Genomic DNA, 18,229 nt, shown 5'->3' on the forward strand with positions numbered 1-18,229 from the left:
AGGGCGCGCGGTCTTGCGATGCACAGGTATTGATGAAAAGCTGACATGAACCTGTCATGCAATGACGAAAAGTTGAGCAGATGAGATTCCTGCTGGTCGAGGATAGCGACGATCTCGCTGCGGCGGTGGTGTCGCGGCTGGCGCTTGACGGGCATGGGGTCGACCGTGCGGCGACACTTCTGGAAGCCAGGGATTTTCTGGATTCTGCCCCTTACGATCTGATCCTGCTGGATATTTCCCTGCCGGACGGGGACGGGCGCGACTTTCTGGCGCGCGAAAGACAGGCCCGGCGCGACACCCCGGTGATCATGATGACGGCAAGCGCCTCGCTCAGCGACAGGGTCAGCACGCTGGATCGGGGTGCCGACGATTATATCACCAAGCCCTTCGATTTCGCCGAATTGCTGGCCCGCTGCCGGGCGGTGCTGCGCCGCCATGCCGGGGCCGCCGACAGCCGCCAGCATTTCAAGGGCTTCACCTTCGACGCACTGGCGGCAACCCTGACCATCGGCGATGAAACCCGCGAATTGCGCGCGAGAGAGTTGCGCCTGCTGGAGATACTGCTGTCCCGCCCCGGTCAGACCTATTCGAAATCGCACCTGATCGACCGGCTGTTTTCCTTCGACGAGGAGGTCAGCGACAATGCGATCGAGGTCTATGTCGGCCGGTTGCGCCGCAAGCTCGACGGTTCGGGCGCGCGGCTGGAGACATTGCGCGGCGTCGGCTATCGGCTGATCCCGGAATGAGGCGGTTCCTTGCGGCCCGCTCGACCGGCTTTTCGCTGCGTGGCCGGCTGGTCTGGCAATTCGTGGCGCTGTCGCTGGTGCTGGTCGTGGCGCTGTTCTTCGCCGTCAGGCTGGCGGCAGAGCGGGCCTCTCGCGCCAGTCAGGACGCGGTTCTGGGGGCGGCGGTGATCGCGGTCGCCGATGCGATCCGCCCGGTCGATGACGGGCTGGCCTTCGATCTGCCCTATGCGGCCTTTTCCATGCTGGGCGCGATGGGCAACGAGCGGATCTTCTACAGTCTGAGCATCGGGCCGCGCCATGTCTCGGGCTACGAGGACCTGCCGCCGCCACCCGTCCCGGCAGAGGCGCTGTCGCCGGTGTTCTATTCGGCGGATTATGGCGTCAACCGGCTGCGGCTGGCCTCGGTCACGCGGCGGGTGCTGCTGGAAGATTCGCTGCGCGAGGTGACGGTGGTGCTGGGCCAGACCCGTTACGGGCAGGCCCTGATCGCCCGCGATACCGCCCGCATCGCCGCCTGGGTCGGTATGGGCTTCCTGCTTCTGGCGGTGCCGATGGCGCTGCTGGCGGCGCGCGCGGTGATCGGGCCGGTCGATCTGCTGGCCGAGGCGGTGACCCGGCGCGGCCCGCAGGACCTGCGCCCGGTGCGCCATCCCGCCCCGCGAGAGCTTCTGCCGCTGGTAGGCGCGCTGAACGGCTTCATCGCCCGGCTGCGCGGCGCCCTGCAAATGGCTGAAACCTTCATCTTCGAGGCCGCGCACCGCATCCGCACGCCCTTGTCGCTGGTCCGCACCGAAGCCGAGATCGCGCTTGCCGAAACCTCGGACGAGGCCACGCGCATTCGCCTGCGCCGGATGCTGCGCGCGATTGGCGAAAGCAGCCGTTCGGCCAGCCAGATCCTCGATCATGCGACGGTGCTTTACCGCAGCGAGCAGTTCGAACCCGAGCCCGTGGACCTTGCCGCCCTTGCCGCCGGCGTCCTGCGCGCGCTGGAACCGGTGGCCGAGATGCGCGAGATCGCCTTTGTCGCGAGCGGTCTGGATCAGCCGGTCAGGGTTCAGGGCGACGGGCGGATGCTGGAGGTGGCGCTGCGCAACATCCTCGACAATGCGTTGAAATATTCGCATGACGAGGGCCGCATCTTCGTTGCCCTGCGCCGGCAGGACGGCCGGACCGAACTGACGGTCGAGGACGAGGGCCGGGGGCTTTCGCCCGACGATGGCGATCTGTCCGGGCGGTTCCGGCGCGGCAGCAATGTCGGCGAGATCGTCGGCTCGGGCCTTGGCCTGACCATCATCGAGGAGGCCGCCACCGCCCATGGCGGCAGCTTCTCCCTGAAACCCCGGGCGGAGAAAGGCGCATGCGCGATCTTGTCCTTGCCATCGTCACCCTCGCCCTCGGCCTGATCGCGCCCGCCGGCGCCTTCGAGATCGAGGAGGAGCGGATTTTCGGCGCCCCCCAGGGGCGGGAATTGTCGATCATCTCGACCACCGATGTGCCCGCCATCGCCCCGGTGATGGAGGCTTTCGTGCGTCACCGCCCCGAGGCCCGCATCCGCTACATGCAGGCCGCCAGCACCGAGGTCTTCCGGGCGATTCATGACGAACAGGCGGAAATCGACCTGGTGATGTCTTCGGCGATGGACCTGCAGATGCGGCTGGCCAATGACGGTTTTGCCGCCCCGATCTCGCCAGAGATCGACGGCTTGCCGGATTGGGCCCGCTGGCGCGATCAGCTGTTCGGCGTGGCGCTGGAGCCGGTTCTGACGCTCGCCTCGCGCCGGGGGCTGGGCGATCTGGCGCCGCCGCGCACCCGGCGCGACCTGATCGCCATGCTGCGCGAGCATCCCGACCGCTTCGATGGCCGGGTGGCGACCTACGATCCGCAAAGTTCCGGCGTCGGCTATTTCCTGATTTCGCAGGACAGCAGCCAGTCGGACAGTTTCTGGCGGCTGGCCGAGGTGATGGGCCGGCTGAACACCCGGCTCTATTGCTGCTCGGGCGAGATGATCAACGACCTGCGCAGCGGGCGCATCACTATCGCCTATAACGTCGTGGCCAGCTATGCCGCCCGCTATGCGCCTGACGATCCCGACCTGATCCGCCTCGCGCTTGAGGATTATACCTTCGCCATCCAGCGCTCGGCGCTCGTGCCCGTGAATGCGCCCGATCCCGAATACGCGACCGAGATGCTGTCCTTCCTGCTGACGCCTGAGGCGCAGGCGATCATGGCCGAAAGTTCCGGTGTGGCGCTGATCCCCGGAACCGGACCGGCGGCCTCGGTGCATCTGCGTCCGGTCCGGCTGGATGCGGGGCTTCTGGTTTACGGCGACCAGTTGCGGCGGGGAAACCTGCTGGCGGAATGGACCGCGGCCATGGTCCAGCCCTGAGCCGAAACCAGGGAATCCCCTGCGACGCATTGACGCCGCCCGGCGGATCGAAATGATGGCAGCAGGCCCGAACGGGGGCACGGGGTCGGATATCCGGGGACAGGTCATGCCATCAGGCGCAAGAACGGCAGAGCTGGTGGGGCTTCCGCTTTTCGGCGTCGTCTTCGCGATGTCGGTGCGGGAATATGGCGGGCCGGGGGCTTTCGCCTGGATCGCCGGCGCATTGTCGCTGATCGCCATTGCGATGAGCGTCCCGAAGCTGAAGCGCACGCATTTCATCTTCATCGCCATTGGCATTGCGCTGACGCTCACCGCCATTTTGACCCGCCCCGACTGGGCGCAGGGCGTCGGCCGCGCGATTCTGGGCGGCAGTCTGGTCATCGGCGTCTTCACCGCATTGTCGGCGCTTCGCAGCGCCGCTGTCGGTTCTCAGGAAATCCTGGAATGCGGTCGATTTCTGGCCCGGCAGCCGCCCGGGCTGCGCTATGCTGCGCTAACCATGGGCGGGCATCTGTTCGGGCTGATCCTGCTTTACGGGGCGATTTCCTTGCTGGGCTCGCTTGCCACCGAAAGCACCGCCAGCGAGCCCGACCCCGAGATCCGTTATCACCGCACCCGGCGGATGCTGGTGGCGATTCAGCGCGGCTTCATCTCGACCCTGACCTGGTCGCCCATGGCCTTTTCGATGGTGATCAGCGTGGCGCTTGTGCCCGGGGCAAGCTGGGGGGCGGCGGTGCTGCCCTGCCTGATCAGCGCCGCGATCATGCTGGTCGGGGGCTGGGCGCTCGACACGATCTTCAAGCCGCGCCTGTCGCATCCGCCGCCGCCCCGCGCGGTCGAGGCCGGAAGCTGGTGGCTGAACCTGCGTCCGCTGCTGATGCTGCTTGGTGCGGTGGTCGGCGGGACGGCCTTGCTGCATTTCGTCACCGGGGTGGCGGTGATCGGTGCGGTCATGTCGCTGATCCCCGTCGTCGCGCTGATCTGGGTCTGGCTGCAGGCCCTGGGCCAGCACCTGTCGCCGCAAAGCCATCTCGGCACAAGGGTGAAGCAATATCTGCTGACCGAGGTGCCCGGCTATCGCGGCGAGATCGCGCTGCTGTTCATGGCCGCTGTCATCGGCAGTCTGGGGTCGTTCCTGCTGGCGCCGCTGGTGGCCTCGCACGGGGTCGATCTGTCGGCGGTGCCGGCACTGGCGGTGCTGATTCCGCTGATCTGGCTGATCGTGCTGGCCGGCCAGATCGGGATGAACCCGATCCTTGCCGTTTCGCTGATCATCCCGCTTCTGCCCGCGCCTGCGGCAATGGGGGTCTCGCCCAGTGCAGTCGTCGCCGCGATTACGGCGGGCTGGGCGCTCAGCGGCGCGACCTCGCCCTTCACGGCATCCGTCCTGCTGCTCGGCGCGCTCGGCAAGGTCTCGCCGCGCCGGGCGGGGCTGGTCTGGAACGGGCCGTATATCCTGATTGTCGGCGCGATCCTGTCGCTTTGGGTGACGCTGCTGGCCTTGTGGCTGTGAGTGCAGGGTCGGACGGGGCAGGTCTTGAGGCGGCTTTCTGATGCCGCAGCGCCTCGGTTGTGGTTCCGCCGTCGCGGGCGTAGACATCTTGCGACAACAACGGATGGAGCGGATCCATGTTCGAGAATGTGCTGAACGGCAAGACCGCCGTGGTGACCGGGTCGAATTCCGGCATCGGTCTGGGAATCGCGAGAGAGCTGGCGAGGGCCGGCGCCGATCTGGTGATCAACAGCTTTACCGACGATGCGGCGGATCACCAGCTTGCCAGCGATCTGGCGGCGGAATTCGGCGTCGAGGTGCGCTATATTCAGGCCGATATGTCGAAGCCCGACCAGTGCCGGGCGCTGATCGAAAAGGCCGGTGCCTGCGATATCCTGGTCAACAATGCCGGCATCCAGCATGTCGCGCCGATCCCGGAATTCCCGGTCGAGAAATGGGATGCGATCATCGCGATCAACCTCTCCTCGGCCTTCCATTGCACGGCGGCGGCGCTGCCGGGGATGCAGGCGAAGGGCTGGGGACGGGTCGTCAACGTGGCCTCGGCCCACGGCTTGACCGCCAGCCCCTATAAATCGGCCTATGTCGCCGCCAAGCATGGCGTCGTCGGCCTGACCAAGGTCACCGCGCTGGAGGAAGCCGGCAAGGGCATCACCTGCAACGCGATCTGCCCCGGCTATGTGCTGACCCCGATCGTCGAAAAGCAGATCCCCGACCAGATGAAGACCCACGGGATGAGCCGCGAAGACGTGATCAAGAAGGTCATGCTGGCCCGCCAGCCTTCCGGCGAATTCGCCACGGTCGAGCAGATGGGCGGCATTGCGGTCTTCCTGTGCAGCGCATTTGCCGATCAGATCACCGGCACCACGATCAGCGCCGATGGCGGCTGGACTGCGCTTTAACGGACTGCGCTTCGAAGGATTAGGCTTTGAAGGACTGGGCCGGGGCTGCCGCAGGGCGGCCCCGGCTGGACGACCGGGGCCGGTTCAGGCGGCCATTTCGGCATCCTCGGCGGCGATCTCGTCCTGCAGGAAACGCAGGAAGGCCTTGATCGTCGGGCGGTTGCGCCGGGCATGGGGATAGACCAGCCAATAGCTCTTTTCCGACTGCCAGCAGCGCGGAAAGGGCTGGATCAGTGTGCCCATCGCCAGTTCGAAGCGGAAGAAGCGCGGGTTCAGCAGCGCCACGCCTTCGCCTGCCAGCGCTGCGCGGCCCAGATGCGCCTGAGCCTCGAATTCCATCCGGCGGCTGGGGGAACAGGACAGCTCGGCAATGCCATGCATCTTCAGCCAGCCGTCCCAGCCGCGATGGCGGTTGTTGAGCCAGGGCAGCGGGATCACATCGGCGGGTTCGTTCAGCGGGCCATATTTGTCCAGCAGCGACGGCGCCAGGATCGGTGTCAGGTCCGAGGCGTAAAGCTGGTGGCTGACCAGCCCTTCCCAGTCGCCGAAACCATAGCGCAGGGCCACGTCGACATCCTGCCGGGCGAAATCGACCACCTTGTCATCGGTGTCCAGCCGCACCGCCAGTTCCGGGTGCTGCATCTGGAAACGGCCCAGCCGGTGCGACAGCCAGTTGCTGGCGATGGTGGTGATGGTCGAGATCGACATTGTCTCCGGCTGGCCGGAACGCCCCGAAAACGCCTCGCGCAGCATGTCGAACGCGTCCGAGGTCGGCCCGGCATAGCGCCGGCCCAGCTCGGTCAGTTCCAGCCCCCGGGGCTTGCGCAGGAACAGCTGCCCGCCCAGCCGTTCCTCCAGCAGCTTGATCTGATAGCTGACGGCGGCCTGGGTCATGCCAAGCGTCTCGGCCGCCCGGGTGAAGCTGAGCTGGCGGCTGGCGGCATCGAAGACGCGAAGGGCGGCAAGCGGGGGCAGTTCCATAAGCTGACCTTATAGGGGATGGCTGTCGTTTTGTTGGCGTTCTCCCGCTCTCGATAGCATTCTCGGCTCATCGAAAGAAGCGGGATCAGGCACCACCGGCAGGTTCCCGCGAATGATCCGAATTCGACGCCCGTTTCGGCGCCTCAGGCGGCAGAAGCCAGCTTTATGAGGGTGGGGACGATTGTCGCCACGAAACACGTCGCCATGAGAGGGAGAGACGAGATGACCATGACCCCGATCGAACTGCCCGCCGTGGCAGCGCTGACATCGCCTTCCGCGCGCCTGCTTCAGCGCCTGGCGCTTTGGCAGGAGGCCCGGCTTCAGCGGAAGACCGAACGCGCCGCGCGCGCCGGGCTGGCCGAGATGTCCGAGCATCTGCGTCGCGATGTCGGGCTGGATGGCGGTGCCTCGCTGCGGCCGCCGCGTCGCAATGGGCGCAGCTTCGATCACAACCAGCACCCTGACGCGGTTGTGCGTCAATGGGGCTTGTAGGAAGATTGGCCGCGCCCGGGGCTTTCCGGGTGCGGCCCGCGATCAGGCGTCGTGGCACCCTTCGCAGAAACTGCGGATCCGGGCGATGGCCTCGCGCAGGGTGTCGTCGCTGGCGGCATAGCTGACGCGGAAATGTGGGGACAGGCCGAAGGCGGCACCGAAGACGATGGCGACGCCGGTCTCGTCCAGCAGGGCATTGGCGAAGGTCTCGTCATCGGCGATCTTCGTGCCTGCCGCCGAGACCTTGCCGATCAGCCCGGCAATCGAGGGATAGACATAGAAGGCCCCCTGCGGCATCGGGCAGGAAATGCCGGGGCAGTCGTTCAGCCCGGCCACGACCAGATCGCGCCGGCGCTGGAAAGCCTCGCGCGACATCTCGATGTAATCCTGCGGGCCGGTCAGCGCTTCCAGCGCCGCATATTGGCTGATCGTGCAGGGGTTCGAGGTCGATTGCGACTGCAGTTTCGCCATCGCCCGGATCAATTCCTTCGGGCCGGCACCATAGCCGATGCGCCAGCCGGTCATGGCATAGGCCTTGCTGACCCCGTTCATGGTCAGGATGCGGGGTTTCATGCGCGGCTCAACCTGGGCCGGGGTGACGAAGGTGAAGCCGTCGAAGACCAGATGTTCATAGATATCGTCGGCCAGCACCCAGACCTGCGGGAAATCCAGCAGCACATCGGTCAGCGCCCGCATCTCGGCGGCCGAATAGGCCGCGCCGGTCGGGTTCGAGGGCGAGTTCAGGATCAGCCATTTGGTGCGCGGCGTGATCGCGGCGCGCAGCGCCTCGGGGTCGATGCGGAAACCGGTCTCGACCGGGCAGGGCAGGATCACCGGCACGCCGCCGGCAAGACCCACGATATCGGGATAGCTGACCCAATAGGGCGCAGGCACGATCACCTCGTCCCCGGGATTGAGCGTTGCCAGCAGGGCGTTGAACAGGATCTGCTTGCCGCCGGTGCCGACGCTGATTTCCTCGGGCGTGTAATCCAGCCCGTTCTCGCGCGCGAATTTGTCGCAGATGGCGCGCTTCAGCGGTGCCATGCCGTCCACCGCCGTATAGCGGGTATGGCCGGCGTCGATGGCGGCCTTTGCGGCTTCGCGGATGTTCTTCGGCGTGTCGAAATCGGGCTCTCCGGCGGAAAGTCCGATGATGTCGCGGCCTTCGGCGCGCAGTTCGGCGACGCGGCCGGTCATGGCGACGGTGGGCGAGGGCTTGATGCGATTGATGGCGTCCGACAGAAAGCCCATGGCCTGCTCCTTGGTTTTGCGCTTCGTTCGTCATAGGGTGTGCGCCGGCAGGCGACAAGCGAGGCGAGCCATGGAAAATGAAGAGATCCGGTTGAAGCGGCTGCGGATGCGCAGCTGGCGGCGCGGCATGAAGGAGATGGACCTGATCCTCGGCCCCTTCGCCGATACGCAACTGGCCGGATTGTCCGAGGAATTGCTGGCCCAGTACGAGCAGGTGATGGGCGAGAACGACCAGGACCTGTACCGCTGGATCGTGGCGCGCGCGCGCGGCGAACGCGAGGGGCCGGCGGAAATTTCCGCGGTCCTCGACGTGATCGCCGATGCCGCTTTCGGGCGGTTCTCGGCAGATAGCGAGCATTTTACGAATATGCCGCAGAAAATTCTGTCGAATTAACCCACGATTCGGCTTTTTGCGTCATCGTCACCTCAACAAGGGGATGACGATATGAAGGCACTGGCGCCCAGATATGACGACGAAACCGACCAGGAAAAGGTCGAGGCTTATTTTCGCTGCCTTCAACTGCTGGACCGGCTGCATCGGTTGATGCTGGACCTGATCAAGGACGATTTCGAACGTCTGGGACGCAGCGATCTGACGCCGGTGCAGGCGCTGCTGCTCTATAATCTTGGCACGGCCGAGGTGACGGCGGGCGAATTGCGAAGCCGGGGCATGTATCAGGGGTCGAACGTGTCTTATAACCTCAAGAAGCTGGTTGGCATGGGCTATGTCCACCATGAACGGAGCAGTCAGGACCGGCGCTCGGTCAGGGTCCGCCTGACCGCCTCGGGGCAGGAGGTTCGCGATCAGATTGGCCAGCTTTTCGCGCGCCATGCGCAGGACCTGAACATGTCGGGCGTGCTCGACGATCCGCCTTTGGACCGTGTCGACCGGCAATGGCGGCGGATCGAACGCTATTGGAGCGAGCAGATCAGGTATATCTACTGAGATCGGTCGTGGCCGGGCTCGTTTCAGTCCCCTTTCGGGAACACCAACTCGACCTCTGCTCGTTCGTCCTTGATCGTGAAGCGCAGCGCGACGCCTTCCTTTTCCGCGATCTTGGTCACGATGCCAAGGCCAAGCCCGGTCCCGCGAGAGGCGGCGGATCTCTCGAAAATCCCGTGCAGAAACTCTGCATTCGGCGCGACCCGGTTCGATATGGTCAGCGTCGGTCCGGCACCGAGCCTGACCTTTACGCCGCCGATGCCATGGTCGCGGGCATTGCGCAGCAGGTTGCCGATCATCAGTCCCGCCGCATCGTGATGGACCGGCACCATCATCCGTTCCTGGTCGCCATCGTCAAAGACCGCCTCGGGGCAGGTGTCGGCAATGGCAATCCGCGTGAGCCGGACGATATCGCAGGTCGCCTCGCCCGAGACTCCGGCCTCGGCGCGCGAGAGTTGAAGCAGGCGTTCGACCAGCAGGGCCAGCCGGTCCAATGCGGCGGTCATGCGTTTTGGTGCGTCCGGGTCGGCCATGCCCCTGGCCATCAGTTGCGCCTGTGCCGAGGCGGCTGCGATCGGTGTGCGCAATTCATGTGCGGCATTGGTGGCAAACAGCCGCTCGGCATTGATGTGATTGCGCAGGCGTTGCAGATAATTGTTCAGCGCGGCGGGTATGGGCGCAACCTCGCGTGGCAGGGCCGCTGCGGAAACCGGAGAGAGGTCCGTGGCCTTGCGCGATTTCAGCTCCTCGGCAAACCTGGTCGCGGGGCGAAGCGCCAAGGTCGTTGCGCGGCCGACGACGAGCAGCGTGATCAGCAGGATCGGCAACATCAACAACAGCATGGAGCCCATGCTTTCCAGCAGTTCATCGCGCCGCCATTCGCTGCTTTGTCCGGTTTCGACGATCAGGCCGATGCCGGGGTCGGACAGACGATAGACGCGCCATTCGCCGAGCGTCTGGCTGCCGTCCTCGTCAAGCGGGGGCCAGTCGGCGGCGATCACCTCGCGCCCATGGTCGATGATCCGAATGTCCGAACTCACGTCGAGCGCGTGCAGACCCGCGCTGCCGGACGCCTGATAAAGCGCCGCTGAGAGATGTGCGGAATCCTTCAGGGATTCATCCAGCAACTCGCCCATCTCATGGGCAATGATCCAAAGCCCGATGCCCAGCCCGAGCAACCAGCCAAGGCCCACGCCGATCACGACCCGGCCCAACAGGCGCCGTTTCAACGACCAGTTGTTGTTAGGGGCGCCGCTCATGGAATCAGGTATCCCAGGCCGCGCCGGGTTTCGATCAGATCGGCACCGAGCTTCGATCGCAGGCGCGAGACATAGACCTCGACCGCATTGCCTTCGATCTGATCCTCGAAGGCAAAGAGCCGCTCTTCCAGGGCAAGCTTGGACAGGACCCGGCCCCGCGATGACAGCAGCGCATCGAACACGGCCCATTCCCGCGAGGTCAGCCGGATCTCGGCATCGGCGCGAAACAGCCGGGCGCCGGCACGGTCGATGCGCAATTCGCCCAGCATGGTCTCGGTCGATGGATCGCCCGCGGCACGGCGGGCATGGGCGCGCAGGCGCGCCTCGACCTCGCCCAGATCATAGGGTTTGACGACATAATCGTCGGCCCCCGCATCCAGACCGGCGATGCGATCCGAGATCTGGTCGCGGGCGGTGGCGATGAGAACCGGAACCTGACTGCCCTGCCGGCGCAGATCGCGCAGAAGGTCCAGCCCCGACCCGTCGGGCAGCGACAGATCCAGCAGCACGGCGTCGAAATCGGCGACGCTCAGCGCGCTGCGGGCGGCGTCCAGATCGGCCATATGATCGACGGCATGGCCTTGGCCTTGCAGAAATCCCTGCACGGCATTGGCAATATCGGCGTCATCCTCGATCAGTAAAATCCGCATTGGCAGCCCTTGGATCTTCAGTTCTGGCACAGTCATGGCCGTGCCGGCAGCGAAGATCAATCAGCGTTGCTTCGCGCTTTCGTGAACTGTCCGCCGACGCTTTGTAAGCTGCCTGCAAGACTGGTGTGTTCCTTGGCCGAAAAGACGGCATGGAGCAGGCATAGATGCATGTGGAATTTCTGAGCTGGCGCGATGCCGGATGGCAGGCGGCTGCATCGCTGATCGAGGGTCATTTTGCCAAGGCCCATGGCGCGCAGATGACGGTCCCGGCCGTCAGATTGGCCGTGGCCCTGTCGCAGACGGGAAAACTGCTGGGTGCAACAGGCGTGCGCACGGCTGACGAGGGGTTCTTTTCGCAAGTCTATCTTGACCGACCGGTCGCGGAGACGCTGTCGGAGCGGATCGGGGCGCTTGTCGCAAACGAGGATATCATCGAAGTCGTGTCGATGGCCTGCCCCAAGCCGTTGGCCACGCTGCCGCTGATCGAGGCGATTGCCGCCGAGGGGCGCCGGCAGGGGCGAAGCTGGGGCCTGTTCACGGCGACCACGCCCCTTGTCCGGCTGCTTGGACATGCCGGTGTTCCGCTCGTGATGCTTGCGCCTGCGCGGCCCGAACGGCTTGTCGGCGCGTCAAGCTGGGGGCGCTACTATGACAGCCTTCCCTGGGTCTGTGCGGTCCATGAGGGCCCCGCCACCGAGCCGCTTCGCTTCATGCCGGCCCGAGCAGGCCTGCGCCAGGGAGCAGGCCTGAAATGAAGGCGGTTTTCCAGGCGCTTGCAGCCAATGCGAAGCTTCATCCCAATGCCATTGCCATCAATGAGGGCAGCAGGTCGATCAGTTGGTCCGGGCTGGCGGATGCCGTGGCGCGCGCCGCATCGGGTTTTGCCACGTCGTCCAAGGTCGTGGGGCTGCGCCTGTCCGGGATCGATTATGTGATCGGCGATCTGGCCGCGACCCTGGCCGGGCGCCGGCTGGTGCCGGTGCCGGCATTCTTTTCCGATGGCCAGATCGCCCATCTCATGCAGGATGCCGGGGCGGATCTGGTCACAAGCCTGCCCGATGGCAGGCGCGGCCACAGCCTCGATTATGCCGGCGGTGCGACGCGGGTGATCTATACCTCGGGCACGACCGGACGGCCGAAGGGGGTGGTTCTGGGGGATCGCCAGATCGCCGCCTCGCTGGCGGCGCTGAGCCAAGCGCTGCAGCCCGGGCCGGATGATCGCTATCTGTCGGTTCTGCCGCAGGCCCAGTTGCTGGAACAGGTCTGCGGGATGTTCATGCCGATCCTTGCCGGTGCGCCGGTGGTGATCGACCGAGAGGCCGCGGCCAGCCTGTTCACCGGAGATGGCCGGGCGCTGGCACGGATCGCCGAGGAAACCCATCCGACAGTGACGGTTCTGGCGCCCCGGCAGCTTGCGCTCTGGGTCGCGGAATTGCGGCGCGGTGCCCCGGCGCCTGCCAGCCTGCGCTATGTCGCGGTCGGCGGCGCCCCGGTCGCGCCCGCGCTTTTGTCCGAGGCGCGTGCCCTGGGGCTGCCGGTGGCCGAGGGCTATGGCCTGTCCGAGGCCTGTTCGGTGGTTGCGATGACGCCGACAACAGCCAGCGATGGCTCGACCATGACGGTTCTGGACGGGGTCGATGTGTCGATCGAGGATGGCGAGATCGTGATCGCCGGCCCGACCGTCATGGAGGGTTATCTGCATGGTGAGTGCCAGCAGGGGCCCTGGCATACCGGCGATCTGGGCCAGCTGCAGGATGGCCGGTTGGAGGTGCTGGGGCGTCGCGATGCGATGATCCTGCGTCAGTCGGGCCGCAATATCGCCCCCGAATGGGTCGAGGCCGAAGCCCTCGCCGATCCGGCATTCCCGGTTGCAGCACTTGTCCAGACGCCCGAGGATGAGCTGATTCTGGTCGCCGCGGCAATCTCCTCGCCAGATATGGCGGGGCTGATCCAGCGCCTGTCCGCATTGCCGAGCTATGCGCGGCCCGATCAACTGGTCATCGTCGATCCGCGCGCCCCCGGTCTGATCCGCCCCTCGGGCACGGCGGATCGCAGGGTTGCGGCGGAACTGGCCCGCAGCGCGACGACGGGATGCATGACATTGCGCTATCCCGAACAGCAATCCCAACCCGTCGAGGTCACATCATGAGCGGCAAGACAGTCCTGATTACCGGCGCCGGATCGGGGATCGGCGCGGCGCTGGCTTTCGAGGCCGACCGTCTGGGCCATCGTCTGATCCTGGTCGGACGGCGTGCCGAGGCCCTGCAGGAGACCGCCGGATCCCTGAGCCAGCCGCCGGTGATCGTCGCCGCCGATCTGACGACGCCCGAAGGGCGCGCGGATGTGGCAGCGGCGGTGGCCGAAACCGGCCTCGACATCCTGATCAACAATGCCGGCATGGTGCCCTCCGGGCCGCTTGGCCAGATCTCTGACGCGGATATTGCCGATGCTCTGGCGCTGAACATTACCGCGCCGATTGCCCTGAGCCGCGATCTGCTGCCCCAGCTTTCGGCGGCGCAGGGCGGGCAACTGGTCAATATGGGCTCGGTCTTCGGCGATATCGGCTTTCCGTTCTTCGCGCTCTATTCGACGACGAAATTCGGGCTGCGCGGCTTTTCCGATGCGATCCGCCGCGAACTGGCCCCGCAGGGGATCGCCGTCACCTATATCGCGCCGCGCGCCACCCGGACCGGCGCGACGCAGAACTTCAACGCGCTGATCGGCCCGATGTCGATGACGCTGGACACGCCCGAGGCCGTCGCCCGCCATGCCTGGCGCGCCATCACCGCCCGCAAGCGCGAGCAATTCCCCCCCAGCCGAGAGCGTCTTTTCGTCGCCCTGCAGCGCATCGCGCCCCGGCTGATCGACAAGAACCTGATCCGGCTTGCCCGCGACCCGGCTGTGATCGCCGCCGCGCGCAAAGCCCGGAGCTGAAGAATGGAGCCTTCGATGAACTACAATATCCTGCGCCGTCGCGACTTCGCCGAAGGGCTGCAAGACGAATCCCTGCAAATCCGGATCCGCGAGGACCTGACCCGCGATGGCTGGACCTTGCTGCGTGGCTTTCAGCCCGGAATGGAAGATTTCTCCAGCCTTGTCAGCAGCCTGTGCAGCCGCGTGACCTTCGATCCGGCGCGCAGCAACACCACCGACAAGACCCAGATGGTCGATGCCGGGCTCGGCCCGATCGGCCTGCATATCGAGAATGGCAATACGCCGCGCTGTCCCGATATCGTCTGCTTCTATGCCGAGCGCGCCGCCTTTGAAGGATCGCAAACCACGATCTGCGACGGTTTCGCGGTCTGGGACAGCTTCGACGCCGCCCGCCAGTCGCGATGGTCGCAGCAGATGACGGTCGAACGCGACCTGCCGGAACTGATCTGGAAGCGATACCTGGCCAATGAACACCCGGCCATCTCGCGACCGGAAGAAGTGACCATGGACCATGTCCTGCAATTCGGCCAGGCCGTGCCGGGACAGGCGTTCGATCTGCACGAGGACGGCTCGCTGACCTATCGGCTGACCGTGGATCCGGTGCGAGGCTCGGTTTTCGGTGAGGGGCAGAGGGGCTTTGCCAATGCCGTGCTCGGACCGTCGCACAATTACCAGCCGCCGCGCTACACCATGGCCGACGGATCGCCGGTCACCCCCGAGGAGATCGAGGAAATCCGCGCCATCGCCGAGACCTCCACCCACGAGATCAACTGGCAGGATGGCGATATCGCCATTCTCGACAATACCCGCGTCATGCATGGCCGCCGCGCCATCGCCGATGCGAACCGCAATCTTTTCATTGGCATGGGCACAATCTGAAAGAAGGAACCCGGAACATGAAACCTACCTCAATCGTTTTCGCAGTGCTGGTCGCAATCGGCGCGAGCGCATCCTCTCTGCCTGCCTCTGCCGCGCCGGCGGACAGCGTGCCGGCCTCCGGTCGGCTGAGCTTCGATGTCATCCGCAACGGCAAGGATATCGGCGATTATGTCGTGAGCTTTCGCGGCAGCGGCAATGATCTGGATGTCAGCCTCAGCACCGATGTCATGGTCAAGCTGCCGGTGATCGGGGTCAGCGCCTACCGGTTCAAGCAGCAGAGCACCGAGACCTGGCGCGGCGGCAAGCTGGCCGGGCTGAGCTCGACCACGGATGACAACGGAACGCCCCACAAGATTTCGCTCGGCGCGACATCGCTGGTGCCGGCAAGCCTGTGGTCGGCCGATATTGTAACGTCACGTCAGGTGCTGAACACCATCGATGGCAGCACGGACGCGATCTCGGTGCGCAAGATCGGGACCGAGACCGTTTCGACGGGTTCCGGCCCGGTGAAGGCGACGCATTACGCCATCGGCGGCGGATTGAACCGTGAACTCTGGTATGCTGATAACAAGCTGGTCCATGTCCGCTTCGCCGCTGAAGACGGATCGACGGTGGATTACGCGCTTCGCTGAAGGGTCGGACTGCGTGCCAGTTCCCGCGATCATTCCGCCGCCGGTCGGAGACGTTACCTATGGATTCAAACAAGCTTTGGCTGCTGATCGGCTTTTCGGGCCAGTTGCTGTTCACATCCCGGTTTCTGGTGCAATGGATCGCCAGTGAGCGGGCCAAGCGCAGCATTGTGCCGCTGGCTTTCTGGTGGTTCAGCCTTGCCGGAGGGGCGACGCTTCTGGCCTATGCGCTATGGCGCCGCGATCCGGTCTTTGCGGTCGGGCAGGCCTCGGGGCTGGTTATCTATACGCGCAACCTGATGCTGATCGGCAAGGATCGCAGGGCGGCAAAGGATTCCGCATGAGCCGGGACCGCAACCTGCTCGTGGCCATGGCGGCGCTGCTGCTGAGCTCGCTTGTCGGCCTTGCGCTGCGACCGCTGCTGCCGATCGACGAGACCCGTTATCTTGCCGTCGCCTGGGAGATGCACCTGAGCGGCGACTGGCTGGTGCCGACGAAGAACTTTGCGCTCTACAGCGACAAGCCGCCGCTGCTGTTCTGGGCGATCAACCTGATCTGGATGCTCACCGGGGTCAGCGAATTCGCCGCCCGCATGGTCGGGCCTCTGTCCGGCTGCGTCGCCCTGTGGCTGACATCGGTGCTGGGCCGCAGGCTTTGGCCGGATATGCCCGGGATCGGCGGGCGGGCGGCACTGGCACTGACGGGCCTTGTCGTCTTTGCGCTTTCGGCAAGCCTGACGATGTTCGACGTGCCGCTGACCGTTTTCACGCTGGCCGGGCTGATCGCGCTGAGCGATGCCGGACAGCCCGAGGCGGGCCGGCGTCCATGGGTGCTGTTCGGTGCGGCCATCGCCTTCGGTGTGCTGACCAAGGGGCCGGTGATCCTGTTCCACCTTCTTCCGGCGGCAATCCTGCTGCCCTGGTGGGGCGCGGCCCCCCTGCCGTGGCGCCGCGTCGCATCAGGGATCGGGCTGGGCCTTCTGGTGGCAATCGGACTTCTGGCCCTCTGGCTGGTGCCCGCAGCGATCTTTGGCGGGGCCGAGTATCGCGAGGCAATTTTCTGGCATCAAAGTGCCGGTCGCCTGGCCACCTCCTTCGCCCATGCGAAGCCATGGTGGTTTTATCTTGCCCTGTTTCCCCTGCTGGCATTTCCGCTGTTCTGGGGCGCCGTTCCATTGCGGTCATGGAAGGCGCGGGGGGATCGCGGTCTGCGGCTTTGCCTGATCTGGTTTTCCGGCGCGCTGATCCTGTTCAGCCTCACCAGCGGGAAGCAAATTCACTATCTGGTTCCAGAGCTGCCGGCGCTGGCACTTCTGGCCGCGCGTGTCGCGCCGTCCGGACCCAACAGGACCCCGTTGCCGGCGGTTGCCGTGCTTGCGGTCGCGGCCCTTGCCGTGAGCCTGATCGGCTTGGGCGTGATCGATCCCGGCCGCATCGCACCGCTGCTGAAACCTGCCGGGATGCTGCTGGCCTGGTCATTGCTGATCGTCATCATATGCCTGCTGGCAATCCGTCGGCGCGGGCTTCCGGGTGCTGCGATCCTGTCGCTGGGGAGTCTGACGGCAACCAATCTGCTGATCGGCGCGACCCTGCTGTCGTCGTCCTATAGCAGCCACCCCATCGCCGAACGCATCGCCGCCGCTGCGTATCGGGGCAGCGTGGCGGTCTGGGGTGGCACCTATCACGCACAGTTCAATTTCGCGGGGCGGCTGACGTCGCCCGTCGCGCCTCTGGCAAGCGATGTTGAGCTTGAGGCTTGGTTGGCCGGGCATCCGCAGGGTCTGCTGATCGGTCCGACCGATGAGTTGCGGATGAACTGGACCCCGCAAGAGATCGTCAACTTCCGCAATCAGGACTGGGCCATCTGGGCGATTTCTGACGCCCCACCCGTGCCGAAGAGGGAGCCGCCGAATGAATAAGGACACATTCGACCTGAGCGTCGTGATCCCCCTGCGCGATGAAGAGGCGGCGATAACCCCATTGATCGACGAGATTGCCGGGGTCTTGGCTGATCGCAGTTTTGAGGTGATCGCCGTCGATGACGGCTCGAAAGATGGCACGGATCAGGCCCTTCAAGCCCTTTCAGAGCGTTATCCATGGCTGCGGATATTGTCGCATGCGCATTCCCGGGGGCAATCGAGTGCCGTTCGGCATGGTGTCAGGGAGGCGCGCGCGCCGTTGATCGTGACCTTGGACGGGGACGGCCAGAACCCACCCGACCAGATCCCGCTGCTGCTTGCGCCTTTCGAGCGCGGCGATGCGCGGCTCGGGTTGGTGCAGGGACAGCGCGCCGCGCGCAAGGACAATGTCGGCAAACGGCTGTCGTCGCGCTTTGCGAACTGGCTGCGCTCCAGCCTGCTCAAGGATGGCGTCAGGGATTCCGGCTGCGGCTTGAAGGCGTTCCGCCGTGAGGCCTATCTGGAACTGCCCTTCTTCGACCATATCCATCGTTTCATGCCGGCGATGATGCTGCGCGAGCATTGGCGTGTCGAAACTGTCGACGTCACCCACCGGCCACGGCAAGGCGGGCGCTCGAAATACTCCAACATCTCGCGCGGCCTTGTCGGCATCCCCGACCTTCTCGGCGCCGCATGGCTGATACGCAGGGCCGAGCGATTGGATCCGGCGAAGAACAGTGTCGAGGAATAGCTTGATCGTGCAGGTCACG

20 protein-coding genes are annotated in these 18,229 nt (G+C 65.4%); 16 read left to right on the forward strand and 4 right to left on the reverse strand.

Annotated elements, in window-relative coordinates; all coding sequences use genetic code 11:
- Positions 1–80 precede the first annotated feature (80 nt).
- The 5 genes from Q0330_RS11990 (at position 81) to Q0330_RS12010 (ending at position 5,544) form a co-directional block, all read left to right on the forward strand.
- Positions 81–746, forward strand: coding sequence for a response regulator transcription factor (locus tag Q0330_RS11990; protein WP_299479316.1), 666 nt, complete (start codon positions 81–83; stop codon positions 744–746).
- Positions 743–2,149: a sensor histidine kinase gene (locus tag Q0330_RS11995; protein ID WP_299479319.1), complete on the forward strand. Its 1,407-nt coding sequence runs from the start codon at positions 743–745 to the stop codon at positions 2,147–2,149. Before Q0330_RS11990 ends, Q0330_RS11995 begins: the two co-directional genes overlap by 4 nt.
- Positions 2,104–3,132 (forward strand): substrate-binding domain-containing protein, encoded by a 1,029-nt coding sequence (locus Q0330_RS12000; protein ID WP_299479322.1) that lies wholly within the window; start codon positions 2,104–2,106, stop codon positions 3,130–3,132. Before Q0330_RS11995 ends, Q0330_RS12000 begins: the two co-directional genes overlap by 46 nt.
- A 55-nt stretch (positions 3,133–3,187) precedes the next feature.
- The gene (locus Q0330_RS12005; RefSeq protein WP_299479325.1) at positions 3,188–4,645 is read left to right on the forward strand and encodes a hypothetical protein; all 1,458 of its coding nucleotides are present in this window, start codon (positions 3,188–3,190) and stop codon (positions 4,643–4,645) included.
- A 116-nt stretch (positions 4,646–4,761) separates the two neighbouring features.
- Complete coding sequence (locus tag Q0330_RS12010; RefSeq protein WP_299479328.1) at positions 4,762–5,544, forward strand: 3-hydroxybutyrate dehydrogenase; 783 nt, start codon at positions 4,762–4,764, stop codon at positions 5,542–5,544.
- 84 nt (positions 5,545–5,628) lie between these two features.
- On the opposite strand, the gene Q0330_RS12015 is transcribed toward Q0330_RS12010, so the two are convergent.
- Positions 5,629–6,525 carry a LysR substrate-binding domain-containing protein gene (locus Q0330_RS12015; RefSeq protein ID WP_299479330.1) on the reverse strand — a complete coding sequence of 299 codons (897 nt, stop codon included), beginning with the start codon at positions 6,523–6,525 and terminating at the stop codon, positions 5,629–5,631.
- 222 nt (positions 6,526–6,747) lie between these two features.
- On the opposite strand from Q0330_RS12015, the gene Q0330_RS12020 reads away from it, so the two are divergent.
- Positions 6,748–7,017: a hypothetical protein gene (locus tag Q0330_RS12020; protein WP_299479333.1), complete on the forward strand. Its 270-nt coding sequence runs from the start codon at positions 6,748–6,750 to the stop codon at positions 7,015–7,017.
- A gap of 42 nt (positions 7,018–7,059) precedes the next feature.
- On the opposite strand, the gene Q0330_RS12025 is transcribed toward Q0330_RS12020, so the two are convergent.
- On the reverse strand, positions 7,060–8,268 hold the full coding sequence (locus Q0330_RS12025; protein ID WP_299479335.1) for a pyridoxal phosphate-dependent aminotransferase: 1,209 nt from the start codon (positions 8,266–8,268) through the stop codon (positions 7,060–7,062).
- Between the two features lie 70 nt (positions 8,269–8,338).
- Here Q0330_RS12025 and Q0330_RS12030 point away from each other — a divergent pair, with 70 nt between their 5' ends.
- Together Q0330_RS12030 and Q0330_RS12035 are read left to right on the forward strand one after the other, a co-directional pair.
- The gene (locus Q0330_RS12030; RefSeq protein WP_299479338.1) at positions 8,339–8,662 is read left to right on the forward strand and encodes a succinate dehydrogenase assembly factor 2; all 324 of its coding nucleotides are present in this window, start codon (positions 8,339–8,341) and stop codon (positions 8,660–8,662) included.
- A gap of 51 nt (positions 8,663–8,713) precedes the next feature.
- Positions 8,714–9,214: a winged helix DNA-binding protein gene (locus tag Q0330_RS12035; protein ID WP_299479340.1), complete on the forward strand. Its 501-nt coding sequence runs from the start codon at positions 8,714–8,716 to the stop codon at positions 9,212–9,214.
- Between the two features lie 23 nt (positions 9,215–9,237).
- Here the strand turns inward: Q0330_RS12035 and Q0330_RS12040 are convergent, their stop codons facing one another.
- Positions 9,238–10,470 carry a HAMP domain-containing sensor histidine kinase gene (locus tag Q0330_RS12040; protein WP_299479343.1) on the reverse strand — a complete coding sequence of 411 codons (1,233 nt, stop codon included), beginning with the start codon at positions 10,468–10,470 and terminating at the stop codon, positions 9,238–9,240.
- On the reverse strand, positions 10,467–11,120 hold the full coding sequence (locus tag Q0330_RS12045; RefSeq protein ID WP_299479345.1) for a response regulator transcription factor: 654 nt from the start codon (positions 11,118–11,120) through the stop codon (positions 10,467–10,469). Before Q0330_RS12045 ends, Q0330_RS12040 begins: the two co-directional genes overlap by 4 nt.
- Before the next feature lie 164 nt (positions 11,121–11,284).
- Here Q0330_RS12045 and Q0330_RS12050 point away from each other — a divergent pair, with 164 nt between their 5' ends.
- The 8 genes from Q0330_RS12050 to Q0330_RS12085 are packed head-to-tail and all read left to right on the forward strand — an operon-like array spanning position 11,285 to position 18,210.
- Positions 11,285–11,875 (forward strand): thermostable hemolysin, encoded by a 591-nt coding sequence (locus Q0330_RS12050; protein WP_299479348.1) that lies wholly within the window; start codon positions 11,285–11,287, stop codon positions 11,873–11,875.
- Positions 11,872–13,269 (forward strand): AMP-binding protein, encoded by a 1,398-nt coding sequence (locus Q0330_RS12055; RefSeq protein WP_299479351.1) that lies wholly within the window; start codon positions 11,872–11,874, stop codon positions 13,267–13,269. The genes Q0330_RS12050 and Q0330_RS12055 overlap by 4 nt, the downstream gene beginning before the upstream one ends.
- Positions 13,266–14,054 carry an SDR family NAD(P)-dependent oxidoreductase gene (locus Q0330_RS12060; protein WP_299479354.1) on the forward strand — a complete coding sequence of 263 codons (789 nt, stop codon included), beginning with the start codon at positions 13,266–13,268 and terminating at the stop codon, positions 14,052–14,054. The genes Q0330_RS12055 and Q0330_RS12060 overlap by 4 nt, the downstream gene beginning before the upstream one ends.
- 15 nt (positions 14,055–14,069) lie before the next feature.
- Positions 14,070–14,933 carry a TauD/TfdA family dioxygenase gene (locus tag Q0330_RS12065; protein WP_299479357.1) on the forward strand — a complete coding sequence of 288 codons (864 nt, stop codon included), beginning with the start codon at positions 14,070–14,072 and terminating at the stop codon, positions 14,931–14,933.
- Between the two features lie 17 nt (positions 14,934–14,950).
- Complete coding sequence (locus Q0330_RS12070; protein ID WP_299479360.1) at positions 14,951–15,565, forward strand: DUF6134 family protein; 615 nt, start codon at positions 14,951–14,953, stop codon at positions 15,563–15,565.
- A 59-nt stretch (positions 15,566–15,624) separates the two neighbouring features.
- Positions 15,625–15,906, forward strand: coding sequence for a lipid-A-disaccharide synthase N-terminal domain-containing protein (locus Q0330_RS12075; protein ID WP_299479363.1), 282 nt, complete (start codon positions 15,625–15,627; stop codon positions 15,904–15,906).
- Positions 15,903–17,480, forward strand: coding sequence for a glycosyltransferase family 39 protein (locus tag Q0330_RS12080; protein ID WP_299479366.1), 1,578 nt, complete (start codon positions 15,903–15,905; stop codon positions 17,478–17,480). The genes Q0330_RS12075 and Q0330_RS12080 overlap by 4 nt, the downstream gene beginning before the upstream one ends.
- The gene (locus Q0330_RS12085) at positions 17,473–18,210 is read left to right on the forward strand and encodes a glycosyltransferase family 2 protein (RefSeq protein WP_299479369.1); all 738 of its coding nucleotides are present in this window, start codon (positions 17,473–17,475) and stop codon (positions 18,208–18,210) included. Before Q0330_RS12080 ends, Q0330_RS12085 begins: the two co-directional genes overlap by 8 nt.
- Positions 18,211–18,229: the final 19 nt, after the last annotated feature.

Origin of the sequence: uncultured Paracoccus sp., assembly GCF_937873615.1 — a bacterium.
Classification (GTDB): domain Bacteria; phylum Pseudomonadota; class Alphaproteobacteria; order Rhodobacterales; family Rhodobacteraceae; genus Paracoccus.